The organism is Streptomyces sp. NPDC054872, assembly GCF_053610705.1.
In genome coordinates this window covers 42795-59785 of sequence record NZ_JBSGYY010000032.1, presented here as the reverse complement: position 1 = coordinate 59785, position 16991 = coordinate 42795, and the positions used below count along the sequence as shown (strand labels likewise).

General features: G+C 71.1%; 19 protein-coding genes. 13 read left to right on the top strand and 6 right to left on the bottom strand.

Going from position 1 to position 16991, the window contains the following annotated elements; all coding sequences use genetic code 11:
• Positions 1–4: 4 nt before the first annotated feature.
• The 4 genes from ACWGIH_RS31530 to ACWGIH_RS31515 all read left to right on the top strand — a co-directional run bounded on the left by ACWGIH_RS31530 (position 5) and on the right by ACWGIH_RS31515 (position 3536).
• Positions 5–1141: an ArsA family ATPase gene (locus ACWGIH_RS31530; RefSeq protein WP_453450523.1), complete on the top strand. Its 1137-nt coding sequence runs from the start codon at positions 5–7 to the stop codon at positions 1139–1141.
• A 73-nt stretch (positions 1142–1214) separates the two neighbouring features.
• Complete coding sequence (locus ACWGIH_RS31525) at positions 1215–1685, top strand: DUF5304 domain-containing protein (RefSeq protein ID WP_453450522.1); 471 nt, start codon at positions 1215–1217, stop codon at positions 1683–1685.
• Positions 1686–1739: 54 nt separating this feature from the next.
• The gene (locus tag ACWGIH_RS31520) at positions 1740–2681 is read left to right on the top strand and encodes an ROK family glucokinase (RefSeq protein WP_453450521.1); all 942 of its coding nucleotides are present in this window, start codon (positions 1740–1742) and stop codon (positions 2679–2681) included.
• A gap of 99 nt (positions 2682–2780) precedes the next feature.
• The gene (locus tag ACWGIH_RS31515) at positions 2781–3536 is read left to right on the top strand and encodes an endonuclease/exonuclease/phosphatase family protein (RefSeq protein ID WP_453450520.1); all 756 of its coding nucleotides are present in this window, start codon (positions 2781–2783) and stop codon (positions 3534–3536) included.
• Between the two features lie 15 nt (positions 3537–3551).
• Here ACWGIH_RS31515 and ACWGIH_RS31510 read toward each other — a convergent pair whose 3' ends face one another.
• Positions 3552–4214, bottom strand: a complete 663-nt coding sequence (locus ACWGIH_RS31510; RefSeq protein WP_453450519.1) for a hypothetical protein — start codon at positions 4212–4214, stop codon at positions 3552–3554.
• Positions 4207–4986, bottom strand: coding sequence for an alpha/beta hydrolase (locus ACWGIH_RS31505; protein ID WP_453450518.1), 780 nt, complete (start codon positions 4984–4986; stop codon positions 4207–4209). The genes ACWGIH_RS31510 and ACWGIH_RS31505 overlap by 8 nt, the downstream gene beginning before the upstream one ends.
• A gap of 160 nt (positions 4987–5146) precedes the next feature.
• Between ACWGIH_RS31505 and ACWGIH_RS31500 the strand changes: the two genes are divergently transcribed.
• From ACWGIH_RS31500 to ACWGIH_RS31480, 5 genes are all read left to right on the top strand, one after another.
• Positions 5147–5893, top strand: a complete 747-nt coding sequence (locus ACWGIH_RS31500; protein ID WP_453450556.1) for a lysophospholipid acyltransferase family protein — start codon at positions 5147–5149, stop codon at positions 5891–5893.
• 67 nt (positions 5894–5960) lie between these two features.
• Entirely contained in the window at positions 5961–7223 is a 1263-nt protein-coding gene (gene macS / locus ACWGIH_RS31495; RefSeq protein WP_453450517.1) for a MacS family sensor histidine kinase, read from the top strand.
• The gene (locus ACWGIH_RS31490) at positions 7220–7936 is read left to right on the top strand and encodes a response regulator (protein WP_453450516.1); all 717 of its coding nucleotides are present in this window, start codon (positions 7220–7222) and stop codon (positions 7934–7936) included. Before macS ends, ACWGIH_RS31490 begins: the two co-directional genes overlap by 4 nt.
• Positions 7937–8082: 146 nt before the next feature.
• Positions 8083–9120 carry a 6-phosphofructokinase gene (locus ACWGIH_RS31485; RefSeq protein WP_453450515.1) on the top strand — a complete coding sequence of 346 codons (1038 nt, stop codon included), beginning with the start codon at positions 8083–8085 and terminating at the stop codon, positions 9118–9120.
• A gap of 108 nt (positions 9121–9228) precedes the next feature.
• Entirely contained in the window at positions 9229–10233 is a 1005-nt protein-coding gene (locus ACWGIH_RS31480) for a 2-hydroxyacid dehydrogenase (RefSeq protein ID WP_453450514.1), read from the top strand.
• Here the strand turns inward: ACWGIH_RS31480 and ACWGIH_RS31475 are convergent.
• The 3 genes from ACWGIH_RS31475 to ACWGIH_RS31465 all read right to left on the bottom strand — a co-directional run bounded on the left by ACWGIH_RS31475 (position 10230) and on the right by ACWGIH_RS31465 (position 12912).
• Positions 10230–12140 carry an anthranilate synthase family protein gene (locus ACWGIH_RS31475; protein WP_453450513.1) on the bottom strand — a complete coding sequence of 637 codons (1911 nt, stop codon included), beginning with the start codon at positions 12138–12140 and terminating at the stop codon, positions 10230–10232. The two genes, ACWGIH_RS31480 and ACWGIH_RS31475, sit on opposite strands and share 4 nt — an antisense overlap.
• A gap of 111 nt (positions 12141–12251) precedes the next feature.
• Entirely contained in the window at positions 12252–12308 is a 57-nt protein-coding gene (locus ACWGIH_RS31470; protein WP_361046300.1) for a trp operon leader peptide, read from the bottom strand.
• A 10-nt stretch (positions 12309–12318) separates the two neighbouring features.
• Entirely contained in the window at positions 12319–12912 is a 594-nt protein-coding gene (locus ACWGIH_RS31465; protein ID WP_453450512.1) for a TetR/AcrR family transcriptional regulator, read from the bottom strand.
• Between the two features lie 45 nt (positions 12913–12957).
• On the opposite strand from ACWGIH_RS31465, the gene ACWGIH_RS31460 reads away from it, so the two are divergent.
• The 3 genes from ACWGIH_RS31460 to ACWGIH_RS31450 all read left to right on the top strand — a co-directional run bounded on the left by ACWGIH_RS31460 (position 12958) and on the right by ACWGIH_RS31450 (position 15672).
• A complete protein-coding gene (locus tag ACWGIH_RS31460) occupies positions 12958–13884 on the top strand; it encodes a DUF2867 domain-containing protein (protein ID WP_453450511.1) in 927 nt (308 codons plus the stop codon).
• A 35-nt stretch (positions 13885–13919) separates the two neighbouring features.
• Positions 13920–15272, top strand: coding sequence for a class II 3-deoxy-7-phosphoheptulonate synthase (locus tag ACWGIH_RS31455; RefSeq protein WP_453450510.1), 1353 nt, complete (start codon positions 13920–13922; stop codon positions 15270–15272).
• A gap of 154 nt (positions 15273–15426) precedes the next feature.
• Positions 15427–15672 (top strand): (2Fe-2S)-binding protein, encoded by a 246-nt coding sequence (locus ACWGIH_RS31450; RefSeq protein WP_453450555.1) that lies wholly within the window; start codon positions 15427–15429, stop codon positions 15670–15672.
• Positions 15673–15689: 17 nt separating this feature from the next.
• Here the strand turns inward: ACWGIH_RS31450 and bfr are convergent, their stop codons facing one another.
• Positions 15690–16169: a bacterioferritin gene (gene bfr, locus ACWGIH_RS31445; protein WP_160504564.1), complete on the bottom strand. Its 480-nt coding sequence runs from the start codon at positions 16167–16169 to the stop codon at positions 15690–15692.
• A gap of 174 nt (positions 16170–16343) precedes the next feature.
• Between bfr and ACWGIH_RS31440 the strand changes: the two genes are divergently transcribed.
• Positions 16344–16976, top strand: a complete 633-nt coding sequence (locus ACWGIH_RS31440) for a sulfite oxidase-like oxidoreductase (protein WP_453450509.1) — start codon at positions 16344–16346, stop codon at positions 16974–16976.
• Positions 16977–16991: the final 15 nt, after the last annotated feature.

Sequence of the window (16991 nt, the reverse complement as noted above, 5' to 3'; positions counted from 1 at the left end):
TCCTATGCGCACCCTCCTCGTCACCGGCCCCGGCGGTTCGGGCCGAACCACCGTCGCCGCGGCCACGGCGCTGTCCGCGGCCCGCGAGGGGAAGCGGACCCTGCTGATCTCCGCCGCCCCCCTCGACGCCCTGGGCGCGGACCACGCGAACCTCACCCTCCGCGGACTGGCCCCCGGCGACGAGTTCCGGGACGACCTCCTGGCCCTGCAGAACCGCGCGGGCTCCGCGCTCGACCTGCTCGGCGCCGGACGCCTCGACGGCGAGGAACTCACCCCCCTGCCCGGCAGCGACGAACTGGCCCTGCTGCGCGCCCTGCGCGACGCCGGACAGAGCGCGTACGACACCGTCGTGGTGGACCTGCCCCCGCTGCCCCGGGCACTCGCCGTCCTCGCGCTCCCCGAACAGCTGCGCCGCTATCTCCGCAGGCTGCTTCCGCCGGAGCGGCAGGCGGCCCGCGCCCTGCGGCCCATGCTCGGCCGCCTCGCGGGCGTCCCGATGCCCGCCTCCTGGCTGTACGAGACCGCGGCCCGCTGGGACACCGAACTCGCCGCCGCGCAGGCCGTGATCGAACACCCCGGCACGACGGTCGCTCTGGTCGCCGAGCCCGGGCCCGCGGGCGCCGACGCCGTGCGCGCCGCCGCCACCGGTCTCGCCCTCCAGGGCCTGCGCACCGACGCCCTGCACGCCAACCGGGTCCTCCCGGACGACACCGCCGACCTCTGGCTCTCCGGGCTCGTCGCCCAGCAGCGCAAGACGCTGACCGAGTGGGCACAGACGTACGGCGACATCCTCGGCACGCTCCCGCACCTGGGCCGCGACCCGCGGGGCGCCGACGACCTGGCCGCCCTGCGGGCGCCCGCCCCCGCCGCGGCCCCGGCACCCGTCCGGTGGCCCGTCGCCGACGCCCTCGCCGACGACGGCGTACTGGTCTGGCACATCCCGCTCCCCGGCGCCGTACGCGAGGAACTCGGCCTCATCCGGCGCGGGGACGAACTCGTCGTCACCACCGGCACCTTCCGGCGCATCCTGCCCCTGCCTTCCGCCCTGCGCCGCTGCACCGTCGCGGGGGCCGGCCTGCGCGACGGCGAGCTGCGCGTGCGGTTCGCGCCGGACCCCGATCTGTGGCCGCAGACACGGTGAACGCACAACCGCCGTTCGGGTAACGTCGAGAGTACGAATCCACCCGGACCGCCCTCCGCAGGAGTCTTCCGTCATGAGCGATGCCACCGAGCGCGAAGTGCCCGAACCCGAAGTGGCCGACACCGACGCCGACGCGTGGGCGAAGGCGTGCGCCGAGGACCTCGCGGCGGAGAAGGCCCGGCGCCGGGCCCAGTACGGGCCGCCGCCCGGTTCGGCCGGCGAGGAGCTGCGCAAGCTCGTCGACGCCGTCTCGGAGAAGCTGTCCGGCCTCCAGAGCCCGCTGCTCGGCGCGGTCGCCCAGGGCGCCGTCGAGCAGACCGTGCGGCAGGTCGTCCAGCAGGCGAAGGCCGCCGTCGAGCCCGTCATCGAGCGCAACCCGGACGTCTTCGACCACCTCGCATCCGCCGGCAGCGAACTGCTCGCCGCCTACCGCTCCGCGGTCGAGGGCCAGGAGGGCCGCTGGACCCGTGGCAGCGACGCCGCGAAGGGCCCCGACAGGCGCGACGAGGGCCCCGGCCCCGCCGAACACATCGACCTGGACTGAACACCCCTCGGGTACGGTTGGCCATAGCGGGGCTCGACCGAAACTGAGGGACACATGGGACTCACCATCGGCGTCGATATCGGCGGCACGAAGATCGCGGCCGGAGTGGTCGACGAAGAGGGCACCATTCTCGACACGCACACGGTGCCCACGCCGCCGACCGCCGAAGGCATCGTGGACGCGATCTGTGCCGCCGTCTCCGGGGCCGGCAAGGGGAACGACGTGGAGGCCGTCGGCATCGGCGCCGCCGGTTACGTGGACGACAAGCGCGCCACCGTTCTCTTCGCACCGAACATCGACTGGCGCCACGAGCCGCTCAAGGACAAGGTCGAGCAGCGGGTCGGCCTGCCGGTCGTCGTGGAGAACGACGCGAACGCCGCGGCCTGGGGCGAGTACCGCTTCGGCGCGGGCCAGGGCCACGAGGACGTCATCGTCATCACCCTGGGCACGGGCCTGGGCGGCGGCATCATCATCGGCAACAAGCTGCGGCGCGGGCGCTTCGGCGTGGCCGCCGAGTTCGGACACATCCGGGTGGTTCCCGACGGGCTGCTGTGCGGCTGCGGAAGCCAGGGCTGCTGGGAGCAGTACGCCTCGGGGCGCGCCCTCCTGCGCTACGGCCGGCAGCGCGCCAACGCGACGCCCGAGGCCGCCGACATCCTGCTCGGCCTGGGCGACGGCACGGTGGAGGGCATCGAGGGCAAGCACATCAGCGAGGCGGCCCGGCAGGGCGACCCCGTCGCCGTCGACTCCTACCGCGAGCTGGCCCGCTGGGTCGGCGCGGGCCTCGCCGACCTGGCCTCGCTCTTCGACCCCTCCGCGTTCATCGTGGGCGGCGGCCTCTCCGACGAGGGCGAGCTGGTGCTCGACCCGATCCGCAAGTCGTTCCGCCGGTGGCTCATCGGTGGGCAGTGGCGTCCGCACGCGCAGGTGCTCGCCGCGCAGCTGGGCAACAAGGCGGGGCTCGTGGGCGCCGCCGACCTGGCGCGCCAGGGCTAGCTCCCGCCGAATCCGCACGTCGTACGAGGCCCGCTGTCCCCCTTCCGGGGGCGGCGGGCCTCGTCGTGGCGGCACCGCGCGGCGCGTATCTTGATCCCCATGGTGACGCTGCCCAACTCCCGCACCGAAGACGACGGTTCAGCCGTGATCCGGGTGCTCAGCTACAACATCCGGTCCATGCGGGACGACACGGACGCGCTGGCCCGCGTCATCGCCGCCTGCGCGCCCGACCTCGTACTCGTCCAGGAGGCGCCCCGGTTCTTCCGGTGGCGCAAGAAGCTGGCGCGGCTGGCACGCGCCGCCGATCTGGTGATGCTCTCGGGCGGCGCCACCGCGTCGGGGCCCGCGCTGCTCTGCTCGCTGCGGGCCACCGTCGAGCGGACCGAGGACGTGCTGCTCCCGCTGACACCGGGGCTGCACCGGCGCGGCTTCGCCACCGCCGTCGTGCGCTTCGGCAGGGCCCGGCTCGGCGTGCTGAGCTGCCACTTGAGCCTGCAGACCGACGAGAGGTACGAGCAGGGCGGGATGCTGCTCGACCGGCTCGCCGGAATGGGCGTGGAACACGCCGTCGCGGGCGGTGACCTCAACGAGCGGCCCAAGGGGCGTACGTTCCGCAGGCTCGCCTCGGAGCTGCGGGACTGCTGGGCGACCGCGCCCTGGGGCGGCGAGAACACCTCGACGCCGGGGGACCCGCATCAGCGCATCGACGCGATCTTCGCCACCTCGGGCGTCGAAGTCCTCGGCTGCGGCGTGCCGTTGGAGCTGACAGGGGTGAGCGAGGCGGATCTGCGGGCGGCCACCGACCATCTGCCGGTGCTGGCCGCCCTCAGGATTCCCGCCGCCCGCGGCGCCTAGGCCACACCTGGCGCCTCAGACCACCGCGCCCCGGCCCGGGTCCTCGTTCTCCTCGTCGTCGTCGCCCTTCATCCGCGACACCAGTGTGGCGAAGCCGCCGAGGAAGCCGCCGATGCTGAGGGTCGCGAGCCACCACGTCATCTGCCAGCCGAGCAGCACGGTGAGCAGGAGCAGCAGCGGGCCGCCGAGCACCGCGAGCCAGGCGAACCTCGCCGTCACGTCCCCGGAGGGCAGCGGCGGCGGCTCCGGCGGGACGAAGTGGCCCTCGTCGTCCGCGCCCAAGTCGTCGTCCGACGCCTCGGGCGCGTCATAGTCACGCGGGCCGCCGCCCACGCCGGGGGCGAAGGAGACGGAGCCGCCCAGCGTCTTCTTGGACCCGGAGTCGTCCGGGTCCTCGGGAGCCGTGGGGTTCTTGGTGCTCTTGCCGCCCGTGTCACCGGTGTCGCTCTTGTCACCGGCCGGGGTGTCGTTCGTCTCCGGCTCCAGCAGGGCCAGGTCCTCGACGGACTTGAACGGCTTGGCGCCCGGCGGGTCCGCCGGTTCCTGGCCGTACCCCGCGACGATCGCCTGCCAGGCCGCGTCCTCGTCGAGTGGCAGACCCAGGCCTTCTGCGGGCTCCTGCCGCTTCTCGGGCTCGCGGCTCTCGCCGTCGGGTTCGATTCGGTCCTGCTCAGCCACCGGTGGCCGTCCCTTCCTTACCGACACTGGGGGCGAGCCGGCCGATGAACGCGTAGCTCTCGTCGAAGATCCGGTCCGCATCATGGTCCAACGTCGCGACGTGGTAGCTCTGTTCCAGGATGGTCTCGGTGACGTCCGTGGACGAGACCCGGCCGAGGATCCTGGCCGAGTCGGCCGGCGGCACCACGTGGTCCTGCGGGCTGTGCAGCAGCAGCAACGGCTGGGTCACCTGAGGCAGCTCACCGTCCACCCGCTGGAAGAACCGGCGCAGGGAGTGCGCCGCGTGGAGCGGGATCCGGTGGTAACCGACCTCCTCCGAGCCCTCCAGTGCGATGTCGCTCACGATGCCCTTGGTCGACGGCACCAGATACCGGGCGACCGGCAGCGCGTGCGCCGCGAGGCCGTGCACTTTGTTCCCCGGGTTCACCACGACGACGCCGCGCACCTCGTCGCCGTGCTTGGCCGCCAGCCGCAGGGCCAGCGCCCCGCCCATGGAGAGGCCGAAGACGAAGACCTCCGTGCACCGCTCGAGGAGGGCGCGCAGCTCGCGCTCCACCTCCGCGTACCAGTCCTGCCAGCCGGTGACCTGGAGGTCTTCCCAGCGTGTGCCGTGCCCCGGCAGCAGCGGGAGCGAGACGGTCAGGCCGCGGCCCGCGAGGTACTCCGCCCAGGGGCGCAGGGACTGCGGGGTTCCGGTGAAGCCGTGACAGAGGAGGACGCCGACCTCGCCGCCCTCGTGGCGGTACGGCTCGGCTCCGGGGAGGACCGGCACTTCGGTCTCCTTCGTGAGATGTGGCTGCGGGGTGTGGAGGAGTACTTCACCGTACGCGACCGGACTGACACCGACCAGGGTCGTCGGGCCCTTTGGCCTTACTGCGGGTTAAGGTCTGATCCACACTTAACAGGAGGCACTCGGTTTGATCTACGGCGCAATGAAGGTCGCCATCGGAGGGCCGCTGAAGCTCGGCTTCAGGCCCTGGGTGGAGGGCCTTGAGAACGTACCCGCCGAGGGACCGGCCATCCTGGCGAGCAACCATCTCTCCTTCTCGGACTCCTTCTTCCTGCCCGCGGTCCTCGACCGCAAGGTCACCTTCATCGCGAAGGCGGAGTACTTCACGTCCCCGGGCGTGAAGGGCAAGCTCACGGCGGCCTTCTTCAAGGGTGTGGGCCAGCTGCCCGTGGACCGCTCCGGCGGCCGGGGCGCGGGCGAGGCGGCCATCAAGAGCGGCATCGAGGTCCTGGAGCGCGGTGAGCTCTTCGGCATCTACCCGGAAGGCACCCGTTCGCCCGACGGGAGGCTCTACCGTGGCAAGCCCGGCGGCCTCGCGCGGGTGGCCCTCGCCACCGGGGCGCCCGTGCTCCCCGTGGCGATGATCGACACGGAGAAGATCCAGCCGCCGGGCAAGGTGATGCCGAAGCTGATGCGGCCCGGCATCAAGATCGGCGAGCCGCTCGACTTCAGCCGCTACCACGGCATGGAGCACGACCGGTTCGTCCTGCGGGCGGTGACCGACGAGGTCATGTACGAGATCATGAAGCTGTCCGGCCAGGAGTACGTCGACGAGTACGCGACGGCGGCCAAGCGCCGCCTCTCGGACGCGGCGAAGGCCGAGAAGGAAGCGGAGAAGAAGGCGGAGAAAGCGGCCGCGGCGGCCGAGAAGGAACGGTCCGGCGCGTAATCGCGTCGTGCAGGGGGAGCCGGCGGGCACCCCGCGGGCCGGCCGGGGGTGCCATGGGGTGGGGGACATGACCAAGCGCGTGCGCGTCATGAGGATGTCGGTCGAGCAGCCGCTGTGGCGCGCGCTGACCGGCTACCGCGTACTGACGATGCTGTACGCGATCGGCCTGTTCGTGGCCGCGCACCAGAACTTCGACCGGCCCTGGGTGGCCGTCGCGTTCTATGTGGTGCTCGCCGGCTGGACCATCGGCACGCTCCCGAAGGTCGCGAACGCGGCGAGCTGCACCAAGCGGTTCCTCATCACCGACCTGACCATCGCGCTGGTCGGCATCCTGCTCACGCCGGTCGCCGACTCGCACCAGCGGATCGTCCACGACGGCCCGACGCTGCCGTCGATATGGACGGCGGGCGCGGTGCTCGCGTTCGCGATCAAGGGCGGCTGGCGGTGGGCGGCGTTCGCGTCGGCGCTCGTCGGCGTGGCCAACATCGCGCAGCGCGGCAGGCCCACCCAGGACACGCTCCACAACGTGCTGCTCGTCTGCATCGCCTCCATCGCCATCGGTTACGTCGTCGAGGTGGCCCGCGCCTCCGAGCGCACCCTCGCCCGCGCCCTGGAGATCGAGGCCGCGACCCGCGAGCGGGAGCGTCTCGCCCGCGACATCCACGACAGCGTGCTGCAGGTCCTTGCGATGGTGCAGCGGCGCGGCAGCGCGCTCGGCGGTGAGGCGGCGGAGCTCGGCAGGATGGCGGGGGAGCAGGAGGTCGCGCTCCGTACGCTGGTGGCGGGCGGCCTGGTCCGCACGTCGCACGAGTCGGAGGACGCCTCGCTCGGAGCCGTGGTCCGGGCGGTGGACGAGCCCGACGATCCGGCCGACACCGACGGGGGAGAGCCCTGTGACCTGCGGTCGCTGCTCTTCCCGTACGCGGGCGCGAAGGTCACCGTCTCGGAGCCGGGCGCTCCGGTCGCCCTCGCCCCGAAGGCCGCCCGCGAACTGGCCGCCGCGGTGGGCGCCGCCCTGGACAACGTCCACCGGCACGCGGGCCCGGACGCCGGGGCCTGGATCCTGGTCGAGGACGAGCCGGACGCCGTGATCGTGACGGTGCGGGACGACGGCCCCGGCATCCCCGAGGGGCGGCTCGCGGAGGCCGAGGGAGAGGGGCGGCTCGGTGTCGCCCTGTCGATCAGGGGGCGGTTGCGGGACATCGGGGGCACGGCCGAGCTGATCTCGGTGCCGGGCCAGGGCACGGAAGTGGAACTGAGGGTCCCGAGGGCCGCGGAGCCCTCGGAGAACGTACGCGGCACACGGGGGAAGGCAGGCAAGGAACGATGAGCGAGCAGCAACAGCCACAGCAGCAGAACGGTGCGGGCGGCAAGGACGGCAAGGTCACGGTCAGGGTCATGGTGGTCGACGACCACCCGATGTGGCGGGACGCGGTCGCCCGCGACCTCGCGGAGGCCGGGTTCGACGTGGTCGCCACGGCGGGCGACGGCGAGCAGGCGGTGCGCCGCGCACAGGCCGCCGCACCCGACGTCCTCGTACTCGATCTGAATCTGCCCCTGAAGCCGGGCGTCCAGGTCTGCAAGGAACTCGTCGCCGCCAACCCGGCCCTGCGCGTGCTGGTCCTCTCGGCGAGCGGCGAGCACGCCGACGTCCTGGAGGCGGTCAAGTCCGGCGCCACCGGCTATCTCCTGAAGTCGGCCTCCACGGCCGAGCTGACCGACGCGGTGCGCCGCACGGCCGTCGGTGACACGGTCTTCACCCCGGGCCTCGCGGGCCTCGTCCTCGGCGAGTACCGCCGCCTGGCGTCCGATCCGGTGCCCGGCGCCCCGGACGAGCCGAAGGCCCCGCAACTGACCGACCGCGAGACCGAGGTGCTGCGGCTCGTCGCCAAGGGCCTGAGCTACAAGCAGATCGCCGAGCGCCTGGTCATCTCGCACCGCACCGTGCAGAACCACGTGCAGAACACGCTGGGCAAGCTCCAGCTGCACAACCGCGTGGAGCTCGTGCGGTACGCGATCGAGCGAGGTCTCGACGACGCGTGACCCCTCGGGCGACCCCTCATAAGGGTGAACTCGCGTGATCAACTCCCCTTGAACCGGAAGGAATTGACCATCCGGACCGTCCCCGGGTGACCTGGATCACCATTAGCGTGACTCGCATCAGGTCACTGAGGCGAAGGGACGTTTCCATGGCGGCCAAGAAAATCGGAGTACTGACCGGAGGCGGCGACTGCCCCGGGCTCAACGCCGTCATCCGAGGCGTCGTCCGCAAGGGCGTGCAGGAGTACGGCTACGACTTCGTCGGTTTCCGGGACGGCTGGCGCGGCCCGCTGGAGGGGGACACCGTCCAGCTCGACATCCCGGCCGTGCGGGGCATCCTGCCCCGGGGCGGCACCATTCTCGGCTCCTCGCGCACCAACCCGCTCAAGGCGGAGAACGGCATCCGTCGGATCAAGGAGAACCTCGCCAAGCACGAGGTCGACTCCCTCATCGCGATCGGAGGCGAGGACACCCTCGGCGTCGCCGCGCGGCTCACCGACGAGTACGGCATCAACGTCGTCGGCGTACCGAAGACCATCGACAACGACCTCTCCGCCACGGACTACACCTTCGGCTTCGACACCGCGGTGGGCATCGCCACCGAGGCGATCGACCGGCTGCACACGACCGCCGAGTCGCACATGCGGGTCCTCGTGGTCGAGGTCATGGGGCGGCACGCGGGCTGGATCGCGCTGCACTCCGGGCTCGCGGGCGGCGCGAACGTCATCCTCATCCCCGAGCAGCGCTTCGACGTCGACCAGGTGTGCGCCTGGGTGACCTCGCGGTTCAAGGCGTCGTACGCGCCGATCGTCGTCGTCGCGGAAGGGGCCATGCCCAAGGACGGCGAGATGGTCCTCAAGGACGGCACGCAGGACTCCTTCGGGCATGTGCGGCTCTCGGGCGTGGGGGAGTGGCTCGCCAAGGAGATCGAGGGACGGACCGGGAAGGAAGCGCGCACGACCGTCCTCGGGCACGTCCAGCGCGGCGGTACGCCCAGCGCCTTCGACCGGTGGCTGGCCACGCGCTTCGGCCTGCACGCGATCGAGGCCGTGCGGGACGGCGACTTCGGGAAGATGGTCGCGCTGCAGGGCACGGACATCGTGCGGGTACCGATCGCCGACGCGACGGCGAAGCTGAAGACCGTCGACCCGGAGCTGTACCGCGAGGTGGGCGTGTTCTTCGGCTGACCCTCGGTGGGCGGGTGCCCTGTGCCGCCGCTTCGCGGCGGAGCTTTCCCACCCGCCCACCTGTTTCCCCGCGGTGCCGTGTCGCCCCGTAAAACCTAGACTCGCCGCATGGAGATTCTCGCGTTCGGGGTGCAGGCGGACGAGAAGCCGCTCATCGAGAAGGCCTTCGCCGCGCACCACGACGTCCGCTGTCTCGACGTCTTCCTCACCGAGGACACCGCCCCCATCGCCGCCGGCTACGAGATCGTCTCGACCAGCGTCAACGCCGATCTCGGCAACCGTGTCCTGCAGACCCTCGCGGCGGGCGGCACGCAGATGATCGCCCAGCGTTCGACCGGCTTCAACAACATCGATCTCCTGGTCGCCGAGCGCCTCGGCCTCACCATCGCCCGCGTCTCGTACTACTCGCCGTACTCCGTCGCCGAGTTCGCCTGGACGCTGGCGATGGCCGTCAACCGCCGCATCGTGCGCGCGAGCAACCGCACCCGCGACTTCGACTTCAGGCTCGACGGCCTGATGGGCAGGGACCTGCGGGGCCGCACGGTCGGCGTGCTCGGCACCGGGAAGATCGGCGAGGCGTTCACCCGGATCGCGCACGGCTTCGGCATGAGGCTGCTCGGCTGGGACGTCGCCGAGAACCCCGCGTGCGTCGAACTCGGCATGGAGTACGTCGGGAAAGAGCGGCTCTTCGCCGAAGCCGACCTGATCAGCCTGCACGTCCCGTTGCTCCCCGCGACGCAGCACATCATCGGCGCAAAGGCGCTGCGGATGATGAAGGACGACGCGATCCTGGTGAACTCCAGCCGCGGTGGCCTGATCGACACGGACGCCCTGGTCTCGGAGCTGCGGATGGGGCGCTTCGCGGGTGTCGGGCTCGACGTGTACGAGGCGGAGGCGGGGCTCTTCTTCCTCGACAAGTCCCTCGAGGCCATCGAGGACGACACCCTGGCCCGCCTGGTGACGTTCCCGAACGTCGTGGTCACCTCGCACCAGGCGTACTACACCGTGGACGCGGTCGGCCAGATCATCGACACCACGGTGCAGAACGTCCTGGACTACAAGGAGGGCCGCCGCAGCGAGAACGTGCTGGTCCCGGCGGCCCCCAAGCCCTAGACGAGCACTCCGGAGAGCAGCTCCCGCACGATCGCCGTCCCGCGCAGCGAGAGCACCGACTCCGGGTGGAACTGGATGCCCGCGAAGCCGGGGCCCCGCAGCGCGTGCACCTCTCCGGTGGCCGCGTCCCTGCTCACCTCGATGCCGTGCGCGGCCAGTTCAAGGGACGTCTCCTCGTCGCAGTGGGCCGCGAAGCTGTTGTAGAAGCCGACCGTCTCCGGCCGCCCGAACAGGTCGATCCGCGTCTGGGCGCCCTGGTACGGGACCTCCTTGCGGACGATCTCCAGGCCGAGCTCGGCGGCCAGAAGTTCATGACCGAGGCAGACGCCGAGGACGCCGTGGCGGTGGTCGCGGATCACCTCGGCGGTCAAGGCGCGCAGGAAGGTCATCTTCGGGTCGTCGGGGTCCGAGGGGTTGCCCGGGCCGGGGCCGAGGATCAGCGGGCCCTCGTGTTCCCGGACCGTCTCCCGGAGCCCCGGCTCGTCGTAGCGGCGTACGGAGACCGTGAGGCCCGATGAGCGGAGCAGATGCGCCAGCATCGCCGTGAACGTGTCCTCGCCGTCGACGACCAGGGCGTGCCCGGTCAGCTCCGCCGTCTTTCCCCGAGCTCTCAACTCCGTTCGAGCAGGGGAGGCCCCAATCTGCATCTGCAGCCAGAACGGCGCGAGCCCGGCCCGCCGGCTGTCGAGGGCCGCCCGGACCCGCGGGTCGTCGGACAGGGCGGGGCGTACGCGCTCGTCGCGGGGCCGCCCGGGACGCACCCCGAGTGCGGTGAGCACGCCGGCCGCCTTGGCGTGCGTCTCGGCGACCTCGCCCGCGGGGTCCGAGCCCCGTACCAGTGTCGCGCCGACCGGGACCCGCAGCTTTCCGTCCGCGGAGATGTCGGCGGTGCGGATCAGGATGGGGGAGTCCAGGGTCTGTGCGCCGCCCGCGTCACGGCCGATGAGGGCGAGGGCCCCCGCGTAGTAGCCGCGCCCGCCCGTCTCGTGGCGCTCGATGACGCGGCAGGCGTTCTGCACGGGCGAGCCGGTGACGGTCGCGGCGAACATCGTCTCCTTGAGGACCTCGCGCGCGTCGAGCGACGACTTCCCCCGCAACTCGTACTCGGTGTGCGCGAGGTGGGCCATCTCCTTGAGCCGCGGCCCGACGACGACACCGCCCATGTCGCCGACGGTGCACATCATCTTGAGCTCCTCGTCGACGACCATCGACAGCTCCTCGGTCTCCTTGCCGTCGGCGAGGAAGCCGAGCAGATCGTCCGCCGTGGGCCCTTCGGCCGGGTAGCGGTACGTCCCGCTGATCGGGTTCATGACGACCGTCCCGCCGGACATCCGCACATGCACCTCGGGGCTGGCGCCGACCAGCGTCCGGTCCCCGGTGTGCACGACGTACGTCCAGTAGGCGCCCCGCTCGCCCACGAGCAGCCTGCGGAAGAGCGCCAGGGCGTCCGCCCTGGAGAAACCGGGGATCTCCCCCTCGTACGTGCGCCGGATGACGAAGTTCGCGCCCTCGCCCCGCCCGATCTCCTCGCGCAGCACCCGCCCGACGATCTCCCCGTAGGCGGCGTCGTCGACGTCGAAGGCCCCGCCCTCGACGCGCACGTCATGGCCGGGCAGCGTCGACAGGGCTTCGGAGAGCGGGAGTTCGTACGTCTCGTCGGGGGTCAGGACCGTGAGCGGCGTGCCGTCGTCGCGTACGTCGAAACCGCGCTCCCTGATCTGCCGGAAGGGGATCAGGGCGAGGCCCTCGTCGGGGATGTCGGCGAGCCGGTCGTACGTGCCGACCGCGCCGATCAGGACCTCGACCGTGTCGTGGTCGCGGCCGGGCGTGCGGCGGCGGAGCACGGCGAACGGACGGTCGTCGTCGACGAGATCGAGCAGGTGCTGGTGGGAACGGGCGGAATGCATCGGTTCGGTTCCTTCTCACTCGGAGAGGAACGGCCGCGCCCCGGACCCTGGTCCGGAAAACACTGAAGGCCGCCCCTCGGGCGGCCTTCGCGAGTCTCGAAACGCGCAGAGTCAGTGGGCCGCCGGATGAGCGGGCCACCACCAGTTTCGGTTCGTCTGCGCGTGCATGTCCCGCACCCTAGCGCATCATCAGGACGTCCAGGGCCTCGTCCAGATACGCGCCGAACTCGTCGAGGCCGGGCAGCGCCGACGGCACCGCGTGCCCGAGCTGCGCGTGCCCCAGATAGACCGTGTACGCGAGCAGCCCGCGGCGCCGCGCCTCCGGCTCGGGGAAGCCGAGCCCGACGAAGAGCTCGGCGACGTACGCCACCCGGCGCTCGGTCACGCGGCGCATGGCCTCGGCGACCTGGGGATGCGAGGCGGTCGCGAGGAGGGCGACCTCCAGGGGGCCGGAGGTGGCCGACGCGATGGCCTCGGCGAAGAGCAGGCGGATGCGCCGCCGGGGGTCGGGCTCGGCCTCGACCTCCTGGATCGCCCCCTCGGTGTGGATCTCGGCCCAGCGGTTCAGGGCGGCCTCGATGAGCGCGTCACGGTTGGCGAAGTGCCAGTAGAAACTGCCCTTGGTGGTGCCGAGGCGGACGGCGAGGGGCTCCACGGCGACGGCGGCGAGACCGCCCTCGCCGATCGCGGTGAGGGCGGCGTCCGCCCAGTCCTGAGCGGACAGCCGGGGCTTCGCCGTGGGCTTCTTCTGCTGCCGTTGCGCCATGGCCATACGGTACCGTATGGTCGACCATACGCCAGCGTATGGAGGTTCGTGATGGGCACGGTGCGCAATGAACACCAGCGTGTGATCAAGGCTCCGGCGGAGGTGGTGGGCGCCCTCCTCGATCGGCTCTCCGCCGACGACGACCCGGTCTTCCCGACACCGGCCTGGGCGGCGATGCTCTTCGACCGGCCCCTCGGCGTGGGCGCTGTCGGCGGCCACGGCCCGGTCCGCTACGCCGTCACGGAGTACGAGCCGGGAAGGCGCGTGCGCTTCGCCTTCACCCCGCCGGACAACGGCTTCCACGAGATGTCCGTCGAGCCCCTCGGGCAGGGGCGCTGCCGCGTCCGCCACGTCCTGGAGATCCAACCGCTCGGCAAGGACCGCCTGTTGTGGCCCGCCGTCGTCCGGCCCCTGCACGACACGATCATCGAAGAGGTCTTCGACAACTTCGAGCGGGCGGCGACGGGCGGCTGCGCCCGACCTGTCCGGTGGTCGCCCAGGGTGCGGCTCTGCAACCGGCTCATGTGGAGCCGCCCGGAGGCGGTCGGGACACCGGAGGCCGCCCGTCTGATCCGCACGGCCGTCGACCGCCCCGGCTACGAGGACGCGTACCGCATGGAGCTGCTCCCCGGGCAGCCCCGCGACCCGGCGGCCTGGACCGGCATCCTGCGCGGCTTCCCCGTGATCGCCCGCGAGGGCGACGAGCTGCTCCTGGAGGTGCAGGTCCGGGGCCTGACGGCGCGCGCCTCGATCCTGGTCGACGGGCGGCACGTCACGCTGAGCTCCACCGTGCGCGCCGACACCCTGCGCGGCCGGGCCTACTGGGGCGTCGTGAAGCGGGCTCACCCCTTCATGGCCCGCTCGATGCTGCGCCGCACGCACCGCGGGCTCGCCCTGGCGGCGCCGACCGCGGGGGAGCGGGAGCTGGAGCGCCGCCGCTCGGCTGTGTCGGGTCCGTCTCACTTGGTGAGCGGGTGAATGGACGGCGGACATCACCCCGTAATGTTGTACGGGTGACCGTGAACGCTAAGACCACCCCTAACAGTGGCAACACCTGGCGAGACCTTCCCGCGGCGCAGCAGCCTGAGTACCCCGATGCCGAGGCTCTGCGCGATGTGATCGCGGACCTCGAGTCGTATCCGCCGCTCGTCTTCGCGGGCGAGTGCGACCAGCTGCGCGCCCGACTGGCCTCCGTCGCCAAGGGAGAGGCGTTCCTGCTTCAGGGCGGCGACTGCGCCGAGGCCTTCGACGCCGTGTCGGCCGACCACATCCGCAACAAACTGAAGACGCTGCTCCAGATGGGCGCCGTCCTGACGTACGCGGCCTCCGTGCCCGTCGTGAAGATCGGCCGCATCGCCGGGCAGTACTCGAAGCCGCGCTCCAAGGGCACCGAGACCCGCGACGGCGTGACCCTGCCGACCTACCGCGGCGACTCGGTCAACGGCTTCGCCTTCGACGAGAAGTCCCGCGTCCCGGACCCCGAGCGCCTGAAGCGGATGTACAACGCGTCCGCCTCGACGCTCAACCTGGTGCGCGCCTTCACCACCGGCGGTTACGCCGACCTGCGCCAGGTGCACGCCTGGAACCAGGACTTCGTGAAGTCGTCCCCTTCGGGCCAGCGGTACGAGCAGCTGGCGCGCGAGATCGACAACGCGCTCAACTTCATGCGCGCCTGCGGGACGGACCCGGAGGAGTTCAAGACCGTCGAGTTCTACGCCTCGCACGAGGCGCTGCTCCTCGACTACGAGTCGGCCCTCACCCGCGTGGACTCGCGCACCGGCCGGCTCTACGACACCTCGGGCCACATGGTCTGGATCGGTGAGCGCACCCGTCAACTGGACGGCGCACACATCGAGTTCGCCTCCAAGGTGCGCAACCCGATCGGCATCAAGCTCGGCCCGACGACGACCCCGGAGGAGGCGCTGCAGTACATCGAGCGCCTCGACCCGGACCGCGAGCCCGGCCGCCTGACCTTCATCGTCCGCATGGGCGCCGACAAGGTGCGGGACAAGCTCCCGGACCTCGTCGAGAAGGTCACCGCCTCCGGCGCGACCGTCGCCTGGGTGACCGACCCGATGCACGGCAACACCTTCGAGGCGGCCTCCGGTCACAAGACCCGCCGGTTCGACGACGTGCTCGACGAGGTCAAGGGCTTCTTCGAGGTCCACAAGGGCCTCGGCACGCACCCGGGCGGCATCCACGTCGAGCTCACCGGTGACGACGTCACCGAGTGTGTGGGCGGCGGCGACGAGATCTTCGTCGATGATCTGCACCAGCGCTACGAGACGGCCTGCGACCCGCGCCTGAACCGCAGCCAGTCCCTGGACCTGGCGTTCCTGGTGGCGGAGATGTACCGCGACCAGTAGGTATTCCCGCAAGACGCGACGGTGGGGCACGGATCCATGTGATCCGTGCCCCACCGGCGTATCGGGGGCTTTTGTGGACCCGGGGTCGTGGGTAAGGTTAGGTTAGCCTCACCGATTAATCGGGACGGCGCCGCCGATGAATCCTGTCCGGGAGGTGAACCGCGTGTACGTATGCAACTGCTTCGGAGTCACCGAGGCGCAGGTGAGACAGCACGCGGCGGACGGCGCCTGTACGCCCCGCCAGATAGCGTCCGCCAGCAAGGCGGGCACCGACTGCGGTTCGTGCGTGCGGAGCATCCAGGCGCTCCTGGGCCGGGGCACGTGCCCCCGCAGGGAGCTGGCCGATCAGGGACAGCCCGTCCTCACCGGCCTGGACACGGGCCTGGACGAGGCCGCGTAGCCCACCGAGCCCACCCGTCAGCTCTCCGGCTGCTCGATCAGCTGCGAGATGTAGAGCGGCTCGCCGAGCTTCTCGACCAGTTCGAGCTGGGTGTCGAGATAGTCGATGTGGTGCTCCTCGTCCTCCAGGATCGACTCGAAGATATTCGCGGAAGTGATGTCTCCCTTGCCGCGCATCACCTCGATCCCGCGCTTGAGGCGGTCGATCGCCTCCGCCTCGATCTGCCGGTCGGCCTGGAACATCTCCGTGACGGTCTGGCCCACGCGTACGTGGAAGAGCCGCTGGTAGTTGGGCAGGCCGTCGAGGAAGAGGATCCGGTCGGTCAGGATCTCCGCGTGCTTCATCTCGTCGATCGACTCGGACCGGGTGTACTTCGCGAGCTTGGGCCAGCCGAAGTTCTCCTGCATCTTGGCGTGGAGAAAGTACTGGTTGATCGCCGTCAGCTCGGCGGTCAGCTGCTCGTTGAGAAATTCGATGACCTCGGGGTCGCCCTGCATCGCAGAGGCTCCTTCCACGTGGTAACTGGGCAGGTTCCGCGCATCCTTGCACCGGTACGGGAGACCGTCCAGTAAGTGCATGCTTAGTAGGAGTTGCCCCAATCAGCCTCCGACCGGCGCCTGTCGGCGGCCTCCTGGTCACGTCCACCTACCCGGGTCTGTCAGGATGGACTCATGGGTCAGTCGGCGGATCGCGCATCTCGGGGAGCAGTGGAGCCGGAGCTCCCACCGGGACAGCGACTTCAGCGGGGCTGGCCGGTCACCCACTACGGACCGGTGCCGAAGTTCCGCCCGGAGCGCTGGGAGTTCAGGGTCTTCGGGGCCACCGCCGACGGGGACAAACACTGCTGGACGCACGAGGAGTTCTCGGCTCTTCCGTACGCCACCGTGGTCGGCGATCTGCACTGCGTCACGAAGTTCAGCATGCTCGGCGCCGAATGGGGCGGAGTGCCCGCGCGGGCACTCCTTGAGATCGCACCGCCGGCGCCGGACGCCACCCACGTGATGGTCTGGGCCGAGTACGGCTTCAGCTCGAATCTGCGCATGGCCGACTTCATGGACGAGCGCACAATTTTCGCCACCCATAAAGGGGGCGAGCTGCTGACCGCGGAGCACGGGTTCCCGCTGCGGCTCGTGGTGCCCCATCTGTACGCCTGGAAGGGTCCCAAGTGGGTCCGCGGCGTGGAGTACATGACCGCCGACCGCCGCGGCTTCTGGGAGGAGCGCGGCTACCACAACGTCGGCGACCCCTGGACCGAGCAGCGCTACTCGTACCAGGAAGAGCCCGGGGACGGCCCCGAGCTCTGATCTCCTGGCGGCTGT